14 protein-coding genes, 1 tRNA gene and 2 pseudogenes are annotated in these 16,186 nt (G+C 72.2%); 3 read left to right on the plus strand and 14 right to left on the minus strand.

Annotated elements, in window-relative coordinates; genetic code table 11:
* The first annotated feature begins 247 nt into the window (after nucleotides 1-247).
* Nucleotides 248-802 carry an FHA domain-containing protein gene (locus CCN42_RS32235; RefSeq protein ID WP_245877569.1) on the plus strand — a complete coding sequence of 185 codons (555 nt, stop codon included), beginning with the start codon at nucleotides 248-250 and terminating at the stop codon, nucleotides 800-802.
* 19 nt (nucleotides 803-821) lie between these two features.
* On the opposite strand, the gene CCN42_RS32240 is transcribed toward CCN42_RS32235, so the two are convergent.
* The gene (locus CCN42_RS32240) at nucleotides 822-1,817 is read right to left on the minus strand and encodes a methyltransferase domain-containing protein (RefSeq protein WP_086740907.1); all 996 of its coding nucleotides are present in this window, start codon (nucleotides 1,815-1,817) and stop codon (nucleotides 822-824) included.
* 135 nt (nucleotides 1,818-1,952) lie between these two features.
* Between CCN42_RS32240 and CCN42_RS32245 the strand changes: the two genes are divergently transcribed.
* Complete coding sequence (locus CCN42_RS32245; RefSeq protein WP_086740909.1) at nucleotides 1,953-2,366, plus strand: globin; 414 nt, start codon at nucleotides 1,953-1,955, stop codon at nucleotides 2,364-2,366.
* A gap of 183 nt (nucleotides 2,367-2,549) precedes the next feature.
* Here CCN42_RS32245 and CCN42_RS32250 read toward each other — a convergent pair whose 3' ends face one another.
* The 7 genes from CCN42_RS32250 to CCN42_RS32280 all read right to left on the minus strand — a co-directional run bounded on the left by CCN42_RS32250 (nucleotide 2,550) and on the right by CCN42_RS32280 (nucleotide 11,845).
* Nucleotides 2,550-3,227, minus strand: coding sequence for a DUF8010 domain-containing protein (locus CCN42_RS32250; RefSeq protein ID WP_086740911.1), 678 nt, complete (start codon nucleotides 3,225-3,227; stop codon nucleotides 2,550-2,552).
* Complete coding sequence (locus CCN42_RS32255) at nucleotides 3,224-3,640, minus strand: acyl-CoA thioesterase (RefSeq protein WP_086171231.1); 417 nt, start codon at nucleotides 3,638-3,640, stop codon at nucleotides 3,224-3,226. Before CCN42_RS32255 ends, CCN42_RS32250 begins: the two co-directional genes overlap by 4 nt.
* Nucleotides 3,641-3,646: 6 nt before the next feature.
* Nucleotides 3,647-5,311: an energy-dependent translational throttle protein EttA gene (ettA, locus tag CCN42_RS32260; RefSeq protein ID WP_086171230.1), complete on the minus strand. Its 1,665-nt coding sequence runs from the start codon at nucleotides 5,309-5,311 to the stop codon at nucleotides 3,647-3,649.
* A 173-nt stretch (nucleotides 5,312-5,484) separates the two neighbouring features.
* On the minus strand, nucleotides 5,485-6,897 hold the full coding sequence (locus CCN42_RS32265; RefSeq protein ID WP_086740913.1) for a Cys-Gln thioester bond-forming surface protein: 1,413 nt from the start codon (nucleotides 6,895-6,897) through the stop codon (nucleotides 5,485-5,487).
* Nucleotides 6,898-7,158: 261 nt separating this feature from the next.
* Nucleotides 7,159-7,644 (minus strand): single-stranded DNA-binding protein, encoded by a 486-nt coding sequence (locus CCN42_RS32270; protein ID WP_086740921.1) that lies wholly within the window; start codon nucleotides 7,642-7,644, stop codon nucleotides 7,159-7,161.
* A 244-nt stretch (nucleotides 7,645-7,888) separates the two neighbouring features.
* Nucleotides 7,889-9,745 carry a GTPase gene (locus CCN42_RS32275; RefSeq protein ID WP_422641219.1) on the minus strand — a complete coding sequence of 619 codons (1,857 nt, stop codon included), beginning with the start codon at nucleotides 9,743-9,745 and terminating at the stop codon, nucleotides 7,889-7,891.
* Nucleotides 9,746-10,234: 489 nt separating this feature from the next.
* The gene (locus CCN42_RS32280; protein ID WP_086740915.1) at nucleotides 10,235-11,845 is read right to left on the minus strand and encodes a dynamin family protein; all 1,611 of its coding nucleotides are present in this window, start codon (nucleotides 11,843-11,845) and stop codon (nucleotides 10,235-10,237) included.
* 321 nt (nucleotides 11,846-12,166) lie between these two features.
* On the opposite strand from CCN42_RS32280, the gene CCN42_RS32285 reads away from it, so the two are divergent.
* A tRNA-Arg gene (locus CCN42_RS32285) sits at nucleotides 12,167-12,239 on the plus strand.
* Between the two features lie 90 nt (nucleotides 12,240-12,329).
* Here CCN42_RS32285 and CCN42_RS32290 read toward each other — a convergent pair.
* The 6 genes and pseudogenes from CCN42_RS32290 to CCN42_RS45005 all read right to left on the minus strand — a co-directional run.
* On the minus strand, nucleotides 12,330-13,553 hold the full coding sequence (locus tag CCN42_RS32290; protein ID WP_086740916.1) for a tyrosine-type recombinase/integrase: 1,224 nt from the start codon (nucleotides 13,551-13,553) through the stop codon (nucleotides 12,330-12,332).
* Nucleotides 13,553-13,741, minus strand: coding sequence for a helix-turn-helix domain-containing protein (locus tag CCN42_RS32295; protein ID WP_086740918.1), 189 nt, complete (start codon nucleotides 13,739-13,741; stop codon nucleotides 13,553-13,555). The genes CCN42_RS32290 and CCN42_RS32295 overlap by 1 nt, the downstream gene beginning before the upstream one ends.
* Nucleotides 13,738-15,114, minus strand: coding sequence for a replication initiator protein RepSA (repSA, locus tag CCN42_RS32300; protein ID WP_086740920.1), 1,377 nt, complete (start codon nucleotides 15,112-15,114; stop codon nucleotides 13,738-13,740). The genes CCN42_RS32295 and repSA overlap by 4 nt, the downstream gene beginning before the upstream one ends.
* Nucleotides 15,107-15,292, minus strand: coding sequence for a hypothetical protein (locus CCN42_RS32305; protein ID WP_086740926.1), 186 nt, complete (start codon nucleotides 15,290-15,292; stop codon nucleotides 15,107-15,109). Before CCN42_RS32305 ends, repSA begins: the two co-directional genes overlap by 8 nt.
* A 96-nt stretch (nucleotides 15,293-15,388) precedes the next feature.
* Nucleotides 15,389-15,926 (minus strand): annotated as a pseudogene (locus CCN42_RS46265) (GGDEF domain-containing protein); the annotation flags it as partial.
* A gap of 89 nt (nucleotides 15,927-16,015) precedes the next feature.
* Nucleotides 16,016-16,186 (minus strand): annotated as a pseudogene (locus CCN42_RS45005) (SpdD-like protein); the annotation flags it as partial.

Here is a 16,186-nt window from a genome sequence, read left to right on the forward strand (position 1 = left end):
GGGACCGCCATGACCGCCGGGTGGCCCCGGCGGTCATGGCGGTCCCGGTGCGACGGGGGGTGCCCCGCAGGCGTTCCACCAGCCCGGTCCCGGTGGCCCCGGTGGCCCCGGTGGGCCTGGCGCTCCGGGTGGTCCGGGTGCGCCCGGCGGTCACTCCGCTCCGCCCGCCCCGCCCGCGTTCCCGCAGGAGACGGGGGGCCGTCCGCAGTCCGGCGGTCCGTCCTTCGGCGGCGGTGACGACGACTGGGTGATCTCCCCGCCGTCCGGCACCGGCCACCCCGGCGGCCCCGGCGGCCCCGGCGGCCCCGGCGGTCATGGTCAGCCCGGCGGTTACGGCTACCCGCATCCCGGTGCGACCCAGGCACCGCCGCCCGGTCCCGCCGCCCCGCGGGGCCCGGTCACCTGGACGGCGACCATCGGCCCGGACCGCGAGTACTTCATGGCGATGATGCAGCGCTCCGGACCGGAGGCCGCCGGGCTGAACCTGCCCGCGTACTCGCCGGAGCAGCAGCGCACCCTCACCGGCAACCAGGTCACCATCGGCCGCCGCCGCCACTCCACCGGCGACACCCCCGACATCGACCTGTCGGTGCCGCCGGAGGACCCGGGCGTCTCGCACCAGCACGCGGTGCTGGTGCAGCAGCCGGACGGCAGCTGGGCGATCGTCGACCAGAACTCGACGAACGGCACCACGGTCAACGGCGGCGACGAGCCGATCCAGCCGTTCGTGCCGGTGCCGCTCCAGGACGGCGACCGCGTGCACGTCGGCGCCTGGACGACGATCACCATCCGACGCGGCTGACGGCGGCGGAGCCGTCGGCTCAACCCGGCAGGGGCCAGGCGTACGGCCCCTCCGGGTCGTCCAGCCAGGCCCATTCGCCGTGGCCGGTGACCGTGATGCCGTAGCGCTCCCGGCGGGGCCGCCCCTCGCGCTCCCACAGCGCGTACGCCTCCTGCGGGTCGAGGCTGCCGCGGGTGAGGGCGAACAGGAAGCGGAACAGGTCGTCCTCCCGCCCCCGCCGCGGCACCGCGCCCAGCCCAGCCTGGTCCGACTGGCCCGGCTCGCTCCGGCTGCCGCCGCGCAGCGGCACGAAGTAGGCCGAGGTGTCCAGGAAGCGGCCCTCGGCCTGCCCGGGGCCGGTGACCGTCAGCAGCACCAGACCGGTGGCGAGCGGGGTCAGGATCCGGCCGCCGGGGCGGCACTGGGTGAGCCAGGCGGGCGGGATCGACGGCAGCGCGCAGGTGGCGATGATCCGGTCGAAGGGAGCGCGTTCCGGCACCCCGCGCGCGCCGTCCCCGGTGACGACGACCGGGTGGTACCCGGCGGCGCCCAGATGCCGCCGCGCGGACTCGGTGATCTCCGGTTCCAGATCGATGGTGGTGACGAGATCGCCGTCGCCGAGCCGGTGCGTGAGCAGCGCCGCGTTGTAGCCGCTGCCGGCGCCGATCTCCAGGACCCGGTCGCCGTCCCGCACTTCCAGCGCGGCCAGCATCAGGGCCATGAGGGAGGGCTGGCTGCTGGAGGAGAGCAGTTCCCCGTCGCGCAGCCGGGTGGCCAGCGGGGTGTCGGCGTACGCGCCCTTCACCCAGCGCTCCCGCGCCTGCGGATCGGGGTGCTCGCCCCAGCGGCGTTCGTAGCCGCCCAGGACGCCGACGTAGTAGTACGGGACGAACACGTGCCGGGGGACGGCCGCGAACGCCGCTTGCCACACCGGGTCCGCGGCCCAGGCGCCGCTCGCCTCGATCTCGCGCACCAGCGCGGCCCGCGCCGAGGCGGCGAGGTCTTCCAGGTCCTTGTCGAGAGCGTGGGCACCCATGGGTCCACTGTGCTGCGCATCACACCCCCGAGGCGAACACCCCAGGTCGCGGGCCGGGGTGGGGTGCGCGTGGGCTTCGGGTGGGCTTCCGGTGGGGTCCTAAGCCTGGAGTCCTCGGTCGCCCGGTCTGAGACCATGGAGGGCGTGACAGAGATTCGGCGTGGCACGCTTCAGGAGCAGACCTTCTACGAGCAGGTCGGCGGGGAGGAAACCTTCCGTCGGCTCGTCCACCGTTTCTACGAGGGAGTCGCCGAGGACCCGATCCTGCGGCCGATGTATCCCGAGGAGGACCTGGGCCCCGCGGAGGAGCGGCTGGCGCTGTTCCTGATCCAGTACTGGGGCGGTCCGACGACGTACAGCGAGAACCGCGGCCACCCGCGGCTGCGGATGCGCCACGCTCCCTTCACCGTCGACCGCGCGGCACACGACGCCTGGCTGAAGCACATGCGGGCCGCCGTGGAGGAGCTGGGCCTGTCCGAGGAGCACGAGCACACGCTGTGGAACTACCTGACGTACGCGGCGGCGTCGATGGTGAACACGGCCGGCTGAGCCGGTGAGAAGGGGCACTTGAGCCGGTAAGAGGGGCGGCTGAGCCGGTGAGGAGGGGCAGCCGGAGCACATCGGCCCGCCCTCGGCGCACTCCGGCGGCGGGCCGCCCTAGGGGGCCCTGAAACTCCCGTCGTCGTCCGCAGGACGGGCGTCGCGGGGCAGACGGGAGTTTGACGAAACCCCCTAGCGCACGCTGACGCCCAGGGCCCCGAGCCCGGACCGGCGTACGGCGATCGAGCCGTACGGCGTTCGCAGCCGCAGCCACGCCCCGGAGGACAGCAGCGCCGGCTCCGCGGCGCCGGACACCGGCCGCAGGAAGCCCAGCGACTGGGCGGCGTGCACGGCCCGTACGGGCAGTGCGGTCCCGCCGACGGTCCGGGACCAGATCTCCCGTCCGATCCGGTCCAGCTCCGCGCGGGTACGCGCCTCGGGCGCCAACTCCTGCGTACGGGTACGGAACTCCGCGACCCCGGCGGCGACCATCGCGCGCAGCGCGTCCGGCGCCGGCAGTCCGGGCTCCGCCTGCCAGCCGCCGCGCGGCGGCAGCACTCCGGCCCACGGCGGCCCGGTCACCGCTCCGGGTACGGCGGCGGTGGCCGCCTTCTCGTCCACGGCCTCCAGCAGTTCGCCCGCGGACACGGTGACGTCCAGGGCGGCGTCGAGCCCGTTCTCGTACGGCTTGGCCAGCCGTACCGCGCGGACCGCCAGCACCTCGAAGGACGGCGGCCGTCCGAAGACGGCGAGCGCGGTGCCCGCCGCCTGGAGGCGCACCGCCGCTCCACGGTCGTAGTGGAGCAGCCGGGAGAGGAAGGCCGCGAGATCGGCGGCCTCCCCCTCGTCGGCGAGGTGCAGCTCCGTCATGCGGCGACGGCCCCCTGCTCCGAGGCGTCGTCCATGTACTCCTTGAGGAACGCGCGTTCCTCGTCGGTGATCCGGCGCGGGCGCTGCTGCTCGAAGTCGAACGGCACGATCACCGTCGACGCCCGGACGTAGATCTGCTCGCCGTCCTTCACCTCGTAGGTGAGGGTGAAGGACGCCGCACGGATCTCGGTGACCCACAGCTCGATGTCCACGGGCGCGTGCCGGTGGACGAGCTGCCGCTTGTAGTCGATCTCATGGCGTGCCACCACGGACCCCTGCTTGAACTCCTTGTCCGGGCGGAACAGGAAGTCGATACGGGCCTCCTCCAGGTAGCGGAGGAACACCACGTTGTTGACGTGGCCGTACGCGTCCATGTCCGCCCAGCGCAGCGGGCAGCGGTAGAGATGCCGCAAGATCGATCAGCCCCGGGTCAGCTTCTTGTAGGTGGCACGGTGCGGACGCGCCGCGTCCGGGCCGAGCCGCTCGATCTTGTTCTTCTCGTACGACTCGAAGTTGCCCTCGAACCAGAACCACTTGGAGTCACCCTCGTAGGCGAGGATGTGCGTGGCGACGCGGTCCAGGAACCACCGGTCGTGGGAGACGACGACGGCGCAGCCGGGGAACTCCAGCAGCGCGTTCTCCAGGCTGGAGAGGGTCTCGACGTCGAGGTCGTTGGTCGGCTCGTCGAGGAGCAGCAGGTTGCCGCCCTGCTTGAGGGTGAGCGCCAGGTTGAGGCGGTTGCGCTCACCACCGGAGAGCACCCCGGCCGGCTTCTGCTGGTCCGGGCCCTTGAACCCGAAGGCGGAGACGTACGCCCGGGACGGCATCTCGACCTGGCCGACGTTGATGTAGTCGAGCCCGTCGGAGACGACCTCCCACAGCGTCTTCTTCGGGTCGATGTTCTCGCGGCTCTGGTCGACGTACGAGATCTTGACGGTGTCGCCGACCTTGATCGAACCGGTGTCCGGCGTCTCCAGGCCCTGGATCATCTTGAACAGGGTGGTCTTGCCGGCGCCGTTCGGGCCGATGACACCGACGATGCCGTTGCGCGGCAGCGTGAAGGAGAGGTCGTCGATCAGGACCTTCTCACCGAAGGCCTTGTTGAGCTTCTCGACCTCGACGACGATGTTGCCCAGACGCGGGCCCGGCGGGATCTGGATCTCCTCGAAGTCCAGCTTCCGCATCTTCTCCGCCTCGGCGGCCATCTCCTCGTAGCGGGCCAGACGCGCCTTGGACTTGGCCTGCCGCCCCTTGGCGTTGGAGCGGACCCACTCCAGCTCCTCCTTGAGGCGCTTGGCGCGCTTGGCGTCCTTCTGGCCCTCGACCTTCAGACGGGTCTGCTTGGTCTCCAGGTACGTGGAGTAGTTGCCCTCGTACGGGTAGGCGCGGCCGCGGTCGAGCTCGAGGATCCACTCGGCGACGTTGTCCAGGAAGTACCGGTCGTGGGTGATGGCCACGACGGTGCCCGCGTACTTGGCGAGGTGCTGCTCCAGCCAGTTCACCGACTCGGCGTCGAGGTGGTTGGTGGGCTCGTCGAGGAGCAGCAGGTCGGGCGCCTCCAGCAGCAGCTTGCAGAGCGCGACGCGGCGCTTCTCACCACCGGAGAGGTTGGTGACCGGCCAGTCGGCCGGCGGGCAGCCCAGGGCGTCCATGGCCTGCTCCAGCTGGGCGTCGAGGTCCCAGGCGTTGGCGTGGTCCAGCTCCTCCTGGAGCTTGCCCATCTCGTCGAGCAGCGCGTCCGAGTAGTCGGTGGCCATCAGCTCGGCGATCTCGTTGAACCGGTCGAGCTTGCCCTTGATCTCGGCGACACCCTCCTGGACGTTCTCGAGGACGGTCTTCTCCTCGTTGAGCGGGGGCTCCTGGAGCAGGATGCCGACGCTGTAGCCGGGCGAGAGGAAGGCGTCACCGTTGGACGGCTGCTCCAGCCCCGCCATGATCTTCAGCACGGTCGACTTACCGGCACCGTTCGGGCCGACGACGCCGATCTTGGCACCCGGCAGGAAGTTCAGGGTGACGTCGTCGAGGATCACCTTGTCGCCGTGCGCTTTGCGCGCCTTGCGCATGGTGTAAATGAACTCAGCCAAGAGAAACCGTCCGGCAGCTTGAATCTGGCAGTGGGCAGATACACCCCATCTTGCCGTACCGCCACCCCTGGGCGGAAACCCGTTCAGGGGCGGAGGCACGCTCCATGGCAGCGGGTGAGCTCGATGTCACACGCTGTTGAGGTGTCAAGGAGCAGGACGCGCGCGGGACGCGATCAGTCCTGGGTCTTCTTCTTGCGGACCAGCACCAGTGCCGCGCCGCCGATCAGCACCAGGCCGATGGCCGCGCCGCCGATCATCGGGGTGGCGTCGGAGCTGCCGGTCGCGGCGAGGTTCACGTCCTCGGGGGCGGGGACCGTGGCGGGGCTGGGCTCGCCGGCGCTCTGGACGGAGGTTCCGGCCGCGTCGGTCTCGGCGGCCTGGGTGCGGCAGTCGAGGACGCCGGTGAAGCGCTGCTCGTGGCCGCCGGGGCCGGTGATCGTGAAGTCGTAGGCCTGGTCCTCCTGGAGCGGGACCGTGACCGTGCGGGTCTCGCCCGCGGCGACGGTGTGCTGGGCGCCCATCAGCTCGAAGGTGAACGGCGCGTCGCCCTCGTTGACGGCGGTGATGTCGACGCCGCCCTCGGCGCAGTTCTCCGCCGCGGACAGCGCCGGTATGGCGCCGGTCTCCGCCCAGGTGGCGCTCGCCGTCGCGGAGACGGTGGACTCGCTGGAGCCGGCCAGGATCTGGGTCTGGCTGCGGCTGTCGGAGGCGAAGGCCCGGCCGACGGGGACGGTGGTGGAGGCCTGCACGGTCAGCTCGGCGGAGCCGTCCGGCGCGTCGGCGGGCACGTCGAGGAACAGCCGGCTGCCGTTCCGCGCGGTGGTGACCTCCTTGCCGTCCTCGCCGACGACCCGCACACCGCTGGTGACGGCGGCGGCCGGCGGGGTGACGGTGACGCTGTCCGCGTTGGTGCGCACGGTGACCGGGCCGAGCTTTTCGCCGGGGTGGCCGGAGAGGGCGGGCGGGTCGAGGGTCAGCGACGCCTTGGGCTCAGCCGTGGGGCGGGCGCTGTCCTCCAGGTAGTCCGCCAGCTTCTCGGCCTGCGGGTCGACGGCCTCGACGTCCACGCCGTCCGAGTAGCGCCAGATGGCCACCTGGGTGCCGGTCGCCGCGTCCTGCTCGGTCAGACCGCCGCGCACACCGGCCTGGCGGGCGAGTGCCGCGAGGTCGTTGACCTGCGGGTAGGAGTTCTGCAGGATCCAGCGGATCCGGCCGGCGTCCTTGTTGGCGCCCAGCGAGGTACCGCTCCAGGGGGTCTCGCGGTACTTGGCGTCCCGCTGCGTGGGGTTGTGGATGTCCACGCAGTACGTCTGCAGGGTGCCGCCGCCCTCGACGGACATCTCGAACAGGCCCGCCGACAGCTCCAGGTCCCCGGCGTCGGTGTGCACCACGGCGTCGCCGTACGTCTTCAGGCCGCCGATGGTGGCGGTCGCTCCGCCCTGGGCCCGTCCCGCCGCGTCGTCGGCCGCGGCCGGCCCGGCGGCGGCCGACAGCACGGCCACGGCGAGCCCGGACACCAGCGTCACGGCGGCGATCCCGGCCGCCCGTCGCCCGCACGCGGACCGTGCGGAGAACGAAGAAAACACAGAATTCCCCTTCGAGCAGGACCGGTTGACGTGGGGGCGCGGTCCCGCCAGCAGAGTCGTCAAGCCCCTGGAGCCATGTCCGGCATCCTAAGGACGCGTGCGCATCGCCTTTCCCGGTGATCGCTTCGGAGGGCTGATCCGACTCGCAATCGTTATCGCCGGGGCGGGCCTGAACTGGGCTTATCGACAAATCCACCGGCCCTTTCGGAGCGCATTCGCCGATAAGCACCCACTTCGGTCAGGTCGGTGCGTTGCCTGACATCACGTCACCAGCGCGGGCTCGATTTGCTGTTGGTCCCGGACGGGCTCCGGCTGGTCCGAACCGTCCGCCTCCGTCTCCCAGTTGGGCTCGGGCCGCGGTGGAGGGACCGGTGCCGCCGCACCGTCGGCCCGGCCCGTACGCCGGAAGGCCGCCGTGCCGCGCGACAGGTCATGGCCGATGGCCACGGCGTCGATGTCCGCCCAGGTCCGGCTCTGCCCCTCGCGCACATCCGTACGCACCTTCAGCCTGCCCTGCACCACGACCGGGTCGCCGAGGTTCACCGAGGCGGTCACGTTCGCGGCGAGCTGCCGGTTGGCCCACACCGTGAAGAAGTTCGTGTGGCCGTCCGTCCAGGTGTTCCTCTCCCGGTCCAGATAGCGCGCCGTCACGGCGAGCCGGAACCGCGCCGACGGACCCGTCGGCGTCTCCCGGTGGACCGGCTGGGTCGCCACGTTGCCGACCGCGCAGATCATCGTCTCGTTCATCGTCGTCATCCCCTCCCTCGTACGGGCCCTCCCGTACGGCGGTGTCTGGCCCGGCGACCGCGTCCGTCGCGATCGCCGCGCACCCAGACTGCCCCTGCTGCGCCGAGCCCGCCGAGCCCTGTGGACCACCGCCGAGCTGTGGAAAACCCCGCCACCCACACGGGTGACGGGGTCACCCAGGCACCGCTCAGGGCATCACCCCGGGCACCACCCCGGCGCCTGGTACCGCTCGTACGACGTGCTCCTACCTCCCCCCGACCCCCGCTCCCGCTCCCGCTCCGGCTCCGATGACCCGCACGTACTGCTCCCGCACCTCCCGGTACCGCAGCAGCTCCGCGGCCACCGGGTCCAGCACCCGGGCCCGCCCGCACCCGGCGGCCGCCTCACGCAGTCTGCGTTCCGCCTCCATGCCGTACCGCCGGGCCGGTCCCCGCGCCGCCATCCGGCAGCTCCACTCCACCAGCGGCCCGCCGACGATCCCGGACACCATCAGCAGCACCGGCACCCCCAGGTTCGGCGCCATGACCCCCACGATCTGCCCCGCCAGCCACAGCCCGCCGATGATCTGAAGGATCGTCATGGACGCCTGGACCAGCACGGCCGCCGGCCACCAGCCGGGCCGCGGCGGCCGTCCCGGCGGCAGCCCGGTCCGCGCCGCCAGCTCGTCCAGCGCCTCGGGCAGCCCTTGCGCACCGCGCACGGCCGCCTCCCGCACCGCCTGCGCCCAGGGCGCGGGCAGGCCGGTCGCCGCCCGGTCGGCCACCGTCCGCACCGCCTGCTCGACCCGCTGCCGCGCGGTCGCCTCCTCGTCGGCCTGCGTGCGCACCGGCAGCCGGCCGGTGCTCGGTTCGCACCGGTCCTGGTACCAGCGCCACAGCCGCAGCCAGGGCGTCCCGCACGCGCGGTTGGCGTTGCGCAGCCACGCCCGCTCGGCCGCCTCCCCGGCCGCCGTGGCGCCCACCGCGTCGGCGAGCCGCGCGGAGAACTCGTCCCGGGCCGCCTCGCTGAGCCCGGTGCGGCGCCCGGTGGCGTAGAGGGGCCGCAGCCGCCACGCGGCGGCGTCCAGATCGGCGGAGATCCGCCGGATCGGCGCGCCCCGCTCGGCGACGAACTGACCGAGCGCCTCGCGCAGTTCCGCGAGCCCGTCCCCGGTGAGCGCGGACAGCGCCAGTACGTTCGCGCCGGGCTCGCCGTACTCGCCGAGTGCGATGCCGTCCTCGTCGAGCAGCCGCCGCAGATCGTCGAGGACCTGCTCGGCGGCCTCCCCGGGCAGCCGGTCGATCTGGTTCAGCACGACGAACATGATCTCGGCGTGGCCGGCCATGGGCCGCAGATAGCGCTCGTGCAGCACCGCGTCGGCGTACTTCTCCGGATCGACGACCCAGACCACCGCGTCGACCAGGGCCAGCACCCGTTCCGCCTGCTCGCGGTGTTGCACGGCCGCCGAGTCGAGGTCGGGCAGATCGACCAGGACCAGCCCGCGCAGCAGCCCGTCCGCGTCCGCGTGCTGCGCGGGACGCCGGCGCAGCCGGGGCGGGATGCCGAGCCGGTCGATGAGGGGCGCCGCGCCGTCGCTCCAGCTGCACGCGATGGGCGCGGCGGTGGTGGGGCGGCGTACGCCGGTCTCCGAGAGGGTGACCCCGGCGAGCGCGTTGAACAGCTGCGACTTGCCGCTCCCTGTCGCGCCCGCGATGGCGACGACGGTGTGCTGCCCGGAGAGCCGGCGCCGCGCCGTCGCCTCGTCGAGGACCCGGCCCGCCTCGGCGAGCGTGCGGCTGTCCAGCCGGGCCCGGGAAAGCCCCACCAGCTCCCGCAGCGCGTCCAGCCGCGACCGCAGCGGCCCGTCGTACGCCGGCGGAGTCACCGGCTGCGGCCCGCCGAGCCGGGGCTCCCCGAGTCGGGGCTCGGCGAGGTTCACGGCGGCGGCCTGCTCGGCCCCGGCGGCCCCTTCGGCGACGCGCCGCGCGATCAGCCCGTCGTCCCATGCGGGCCCGGCCTCAGGGTGATCCGCCCAGTCTGTACGGCCCGTACGGTCCTCGTGGCCCCCACGGTCCGCGGGGCCCCCTTGGTCCTCGTCGCCCCCACGGTCCCCGGGATCCATACGGTCCGCGTGATCGGTGCGGTCGGCGTGATCCTCACGGATCACGTGATCCATACGGCCCGAGCCGCCGTCACCGGCCTTCACGCGCGCGTCCCTCTGCACGTCACCCTCCGGATCGCACTCGGAGGGAGCGTGGTTCTCCGGAGTCGCATCGGTCGTCGAAGCCTCGCCGTCCCCCCTGGACTCACCGGACTCGCCGGACTCCCAGGGCTCCGCGGAGGACTCCACGGACGCGGAGGAGTCGTGGGACTCGGAAGCCTCCGGAGCCTCAGGTTCAGGCACGCGATCTTCCTCACCGGAGTGCCCAGGGCGATCCGCAGGCCGACTGTGCCCCTCGTGATCGACGGAATCGGCGGAACCGACGGGACCGGAGTCCTCCTGACCGTTGTGATCGCCGTGCTCGATGCGATCCATGTGGTCCATGTGGTCCATGTGGTCCATGCGATCGATGTGGTTCATGTGGTCCTGGTCAGTGACAGCGGACACCGCTCACCTCTCCTTCTGCAGTACGGACAGTGCGGCGATGAGTTCGGCCTGGGTCTCGGGGTGGACGTCGAGGGCGTCGAGCGGGGCGAGGCGGCGCTCGCGTTCGGTGTGGATCACGCGGTCCAGGTACTCGGCGAGCAGCCGGCCGCCCCGGTCGCGCAGCCGCAGCGCCCCGTGTGCGCCGATCCGCTCGGCCAGCCCTTCGCCCGCGGACCGGGCGCGCCGCCCGCCGAGCAGCGCGGTGGCGACCAGGGCGGCGATCATTTCGGGGTCGGACGCGGGGCTGCGTTCGAGGGCGCGTACCTCCTCCTCGGCGTACTCCTCCAGCTCGCGCCGCCACCGCCGTACCGCCAGCCCGATCCGGTGCTCGGCGCTCTCCGGCTCGGTGTCGTGGTGGGCGAGTTCGGGGGCGTCCGCGGCGGGTTCGCGCCGCCAGGCGTCGTCGACGCGCTCGTCGGCGGCGGTGACGGCGCACAGCAGGAGGTCGGCCAGGCTCTCGACGAGCGCGTCCAGCAGTTCCCCGGCGGTGCAGTCGAGCGGGAAGGCCCGCCAGCGCTTCAGGGCGTCCCCGGCGAGCACGGCCCCTGACTGGAGCCGGCCCCGTACGCGCGCGTGCTCGCTGTCGTAGGCCGTGTCGACGGCGGCGGTGAGGCGCAGCGCGGCGGCGTACTGCGCGGCGGCGGCACTGGCCAGTTCGGGCATCCGGGACTTCAGCGAGTCCAGGACGCCGTACGCGGTGCGGGCCAGGGCGTGCTGCCGGGCGACGGGGTCCTGGGCCTGGTGGACGAGCCAGGTGCGCAGCGGTGCGACGGCGGTGGCGGGCAGCAGTCCGCCGCCCCACGCGGACTCGGGCAGTTCGGGCACGGTGAACCGGGGTACGTCGCCGAGGCCGGCCTTGGTGAGCAGGGCGCCGTACTGCCGGGAGACCTCGGAGACCACCTGGTGCGGCACCCGGTCGAGCACCGTGATCAGCGTGACCTGGTACTCCTTCGCGGTGCGCAGCAGATGCCAGGGCACGGCGTCGGCGTAGCGGGCCGCCGTGGTGACCATCACCCAGATGTCGGCGGCGCAGATCAGCTCGGCGGCGAGGACGCGGTTGTCGGCGACCAGGGAGTCGACGTCCGGGGCGTCGAGCAGGGCGAGGCCGCGCGGCAGGGTCTCGGTGGTCTCGATGCGCAGTACGCGCGCGGGGTTCTCGCCGGGGAGCAGCAGATCCTCGTTCCCGGCGTCCTGTTGGGGAACCCACACGCGCGTGAGGTCGGGCAGCACCCGCATCCCGCTGAACCAGTGATGGTCCTCCGGGTGGCAGACCAGAACCGGCGTCCGTGTCGTCGGCCGCAGCACGCCCGCCTCGCTGACTCGCCGTCCGACCAGCGAGTTGACGAGGGTCGACTTGCCGACCCCGGTGGATCCCCCCACGACGGCGAGCAACGGCGCTTCGGGCTGTCTCAAGCGGGGCACCAAGTAGTCGTCGAGCTGGGCGAGCAGTTCGTCGCGGTTGGCACGCGCGCGTGGGGCCCCCGCCAGGGGCAGCGGGAAGCGTGCGGCGGCGACGCGGTCGCGCAGCGCGGAGAGTGCGTCGAGCAGCTGAGGCCGTACGTCCAAGGTCACCACATGCGAAGAATGCCCAATTTTGTGGGATTTCTGAAGCATATGGGCATGTCTGCGCGCCGACAGGACAGAACGGACACAAGGGACCACTGGGACATGAATGCAGGCCAGGCATAACGAGTGCACAACACCCGGTGCGCGAGGCGTCAAAAGCGATGCACGATTCGTACCTGCCTGCGATTATCAGGACCGCTTCACCGAACCTCCACATCGAGCCACGGAGGCGAAGCAACAGGGTCAAGGATCCGGGAGCCCTATCCTTGTCCCCGGCAACGTCACGGATCAGCCCACACCCGGGCACCACGACAGAGGCCACCACACCCGGCCCCCGTAGCTCAGTGGATAGAGCAGGCGCCTTCTAAGCGCTTGGCCGCAGGTTCGAGTCCTGCCGGGGGCGCCGCCCGCCACCAGCCAAAACGCCCCAGAGGGGATCTCCCCTCCAGGGCGTTTCGCGTCTCTGACGGCAACGCTGACGGCAACGGCCCCGTCACTCGACGGCCAGCAGGCTCCCCAGCCGGTCCAGAGCGGCCCGCTTCTCCGTCATGTCGGCGTGCGCGTAGATGTTCATGGTCACGTCAAGGGCGCTGTGCCCGACGATGTCGCGGACGATGTGCGGCGGGACGCCGAGGCCGAGCAGCAGGGTCACGCAGGTGTGCCGCAGGTCGTGGAACCGGACGTCCAGGCCCAGCCGCTCACGGATCGGGTAGAAGTGCCGGTTCAGGTTCCGCGGCTCGATCGGGGTGCCCCGCCTGGTGGTGAAGACCAAGCCCGTCTCCTGCCACCGCTCCCCCGCCGCCCGCCGTTCCTCGGCCTGGTGCTCGCGGTGCCGGCGCAGGGCGTCCACGCACACGGTCGGCAGCGGTACGGGACGCTCCGAGCGGCGCGTCTTGGGCGCGGTCAGCGTCAGCTCTCCGTCAACACGCTGGAGGGCCGTTCGGATCTCCAGCGATCCCCCATCCAGATCAACGTCCGACCAGTGGAGGCCCAGCAGCTCACCCCGCCGCAAGCCGAGATAGAGCGCGAGCACATACACCGCGCTGAGCCGGTCGTCACGCACCTCTGCCAGCAGCTTCTTCGCCTCAGCGACGGAGAGGCCGCGGCCGACGCGGTAACGCGGCGTCTGAACCTGCACCAGCTTCGCGACGTTGCGCTGCACCAGCTCCTCACGGACGGCGTGCTGCAGAGCGTTCCGCAGCACGGCGTGCAGGTACTGGACCATGCGCGACGACAGCCGACGCTCACAGCACCGCTTGGGCGTTGCGGCACAGCAGCGACGCTCCCCCGCCGGACGAGCGGCATCCCGTCCCTGGGCGCAGCACTGGCACGCCTGCCGTGCCCAGTCGAGGAAGAGGCGCACGTCCTTGGCGGACAGCCGGGCCAGCTTCTTCTTTCCGAGCCGGGGGACAATGTACGCGTTGACGCACTTGCTGTAGCTGTAGACCGTCGAAGGCCGCACCTTGTGGCGCACGACGTGCTCGAGCCAGTAGGCGAGGTACGACCCGAGGCTTTCGGTCGTGTCGGCCGCCGGGATGCCCTGGTCGCTCTTGGCGAGCATCTCGGTCAGCTTCTTCCGGGCTTCCTCCCAGGTCTTGCCGTAGACCCGCCGGCGCTTCTGCGTGCCGTCCGGCATGAGGACGTAGCCCGCGCCCTCGTACCGTCCGTCCTTGCGGCGGTAGATGGTGCCCTCGCCGTTGGGGTTGCGCTTGGCCATCAGGCGGCCTCCTCGATCTCGCGGTAGATGAAGTCGCGCAGGGCGTCGGCGGGTATGCGGCGGGAGCGGCCGACGGTGATGGAGATCAGCCGTCGGGAGCGGATCAGGTCGTAGACCGTGGAGCGGCCGAGCCTGAGCCGCGCCATGACTTCCGGCACGGTCAGCAGTTCGGGGGTGACGGTGGTCATGCGGCTCCTTCCAGGACGAGTTGATCGCGCAGGGCTTCGCGGGCGGTTTCACGGTTGAGCCGGATGTCCCGGGCGATGGTGGCGGCGAGGACGGATTCACCAGGGGCGTGGCCGTGGCCGGCGTACTGCCAGTCGGCCAGGACCAGGACGGTGTCCGGCTCGGTGTCGTCCAGGCCGAGGGCGGCGTGTTCCTGGGCGGCGCGGTAGTCGGCACGGGCCTGTCGGAGGGCGCCGAGGGTGGTGGAGTAGCGGCGGGACTTGGTCGAGAAGTGGCCGCGGAAGCCGAGCATGTGCGCCCAGGCCCACAGACGGCGTTCCGGATACACCGGATCGAGCACCTTGCAGGTTTCGATCAGGCGGCGGGTGTGGTCGGGGACGCCGTGGCGGTCGAGTTCGGATAGCTCGCCGATGCGGCGGTCGAGGGTGCCGGTGTTCTCGGCGGCCTTGGTGGCGTACTTGGCGACGTAGGAAGCGACGGCCTGTTCGGTGATGTCCGAGCCGTCCCCGAACGCCTTGACCGGTCGGACGTCGAGCTGGGTGCCCCAGCGGAAGGTCCGGGCCGGTTGGTCGGCGGCGGCCGGGACGGCGATCGAGGTGTAGGAGTGCGCGGCGGCGGCGAGGATCGCGTCCGCGAGGAGGCCGACCGTCGCCCAGGACGGCGGCGGGGTGTCCGGCCCGTCGGGTCCGTCGAGGCGGATCACCGCGTGGAAGTGCACGGCGCCGCGCTTCTGGAACTCGGCGACCTTGCCGTACGAGACGCGGCAGTGGTCGGCGAGTTCCCGGCGGGGAAGGCCTGCGCGGGCGGCGATTTCGCGGCGGAGCCGGTTGGTGAAACGCTGCCAGAGCTGCCCGGCGTGGTTGTTGAACAGCACCGCGCCCGCGTAGTCGTACGCCTCCGGGTCGAGGGCGGTGCCCAGTTCCGGGGCGTCCGGGGCGTGGCGGGTGCCGCAGCGGCAGGTGCCCCGGTCGGGGCGGTTGTGGACCGGCCCGAACGAGGGTGCGGTGAGGGTGGCGAAGACGCGGGGGTGGTCGCGGACGGTGGCGGGGATGTCGCGGCGGTCGTCCCCGGCGAGGCCGGCGCGGATGAGGTGGTAGGTGTCGCCCGCGTAGGTATAGGCGCAGGCCGGGCAACGGGAGGCGCGCCGGTTGCCACAGGCCACCCTCAGGCGCCCGCCCGGCTCGTCCTTGGTCGAGTAGTGGTGCAGCGTCTGGCCGGTGGTCTTGTCCTTGTGCAGCACCCAGCCGGTCAGGTGGATGGGGTCGGCGCAGCCACCGGTGCGGCGGATCTGTTCTTCCCAGCGGTGGTAGTCGGAGGCCGAGGCCACCCTCAGCAGGTCGCCGAGGGTGGCCGGGTCGAGCAGCGTCTCAGGCACCAGCGCCCTCCCGGACGCGGCGGGCGGAAACGGTTCCGGTGCCGTGGCAGGCCGGGCAGTGGACGGTGATGGTGCGCAGATGGCCACGTGCGTCCCGACCGCCGAGGGTGATCGCGGCGGAGGCGAAGCCGTCGCAGGCCGGGCAGATCCTCGGCGCGAGCGGGGTGTGCTGGGTCATGATGGTGGTTCCTTTCGATTGCGGTTGGAAGGAACGGCCCCGGGTGGCGGCGTGCTTGGCGGCTTGTGCGCCACCCGGCGGCCGGCCAGCGAAGTGGCGCACGCCCCGGCGGCCACGTCCCTTGGCCACGTACATGGCCGCATCGGCGGCGGCGAGCGCGTCGGTCAGGAGCGGCATCGGCAGATCGGCGACGCGGCAGACGCCGACCGAAGCGGCCAGCGGCAGTGACCTCCCGGCGTAGGCCAAGGGTTGGTGCAATGCGGCGGTCAGCGCGTCGAGGTCGGCGGCGGCAAAGTCCCGGATGACGGCAACGAACTCATCCCCGCCCAGGCGACCGGCGGTGCTTGTGGCCGCACCAGGTGCGCAGCCGGTCGGCCGTGGCAATGAGCGCGGCATCCCCGGCGCCGTGGCCGTGGGTGTCGTTGAGGGTCTTGAAGTGGTCGAGGTCGACCAGGAGCACGGCCGCGGCCGGGTGCCGGCGGATGAGGTGTTCGGCGCGGGCGGTCCATCCGGCGCGAGTGTGCAGGCCGGTGAGCGGGTCGCGGCGGGCAGAGGCAAGCCGGTGCGTGAGGATGCCTCCGTGTACGGCCCAGCCCAGTAACGGCACCAGGCTCGCAGCTATGTGCAGGTCCATGGGTGTTCTCCCTTGACGACGGCGGTTGGCGGAGCAGGGGTCCCGGAGGCGGCGGCGTGCTGGCGGCTTGTGCGTCGCCCCGGGGCCGGTCAGCGGCGGTGCTGGGAGGTCACCAGTGAGCGCAGGACGACGGCGCAGACGGCGACCGAGGTGGCGGTGACGGCGACGGCCAGGAGCATGGAGACCAGGACGGCGCCGACGACCAGGACCACGGCGGTGCCGCCGCCGACGAGGGCGAGCGCGGTGCCGGGGGTGAGCTG

The sequence above is a fragment of the Streptomyces glaucescens genome (assembly GCF_002154375.1).
Classification (GTDB): domain Bacteria; phylum Actinomycetota; class Actinomycetes; order Streptomycetales; family Streptomycetaceae; genus Streptomyces; species Streptomyces glaucescens.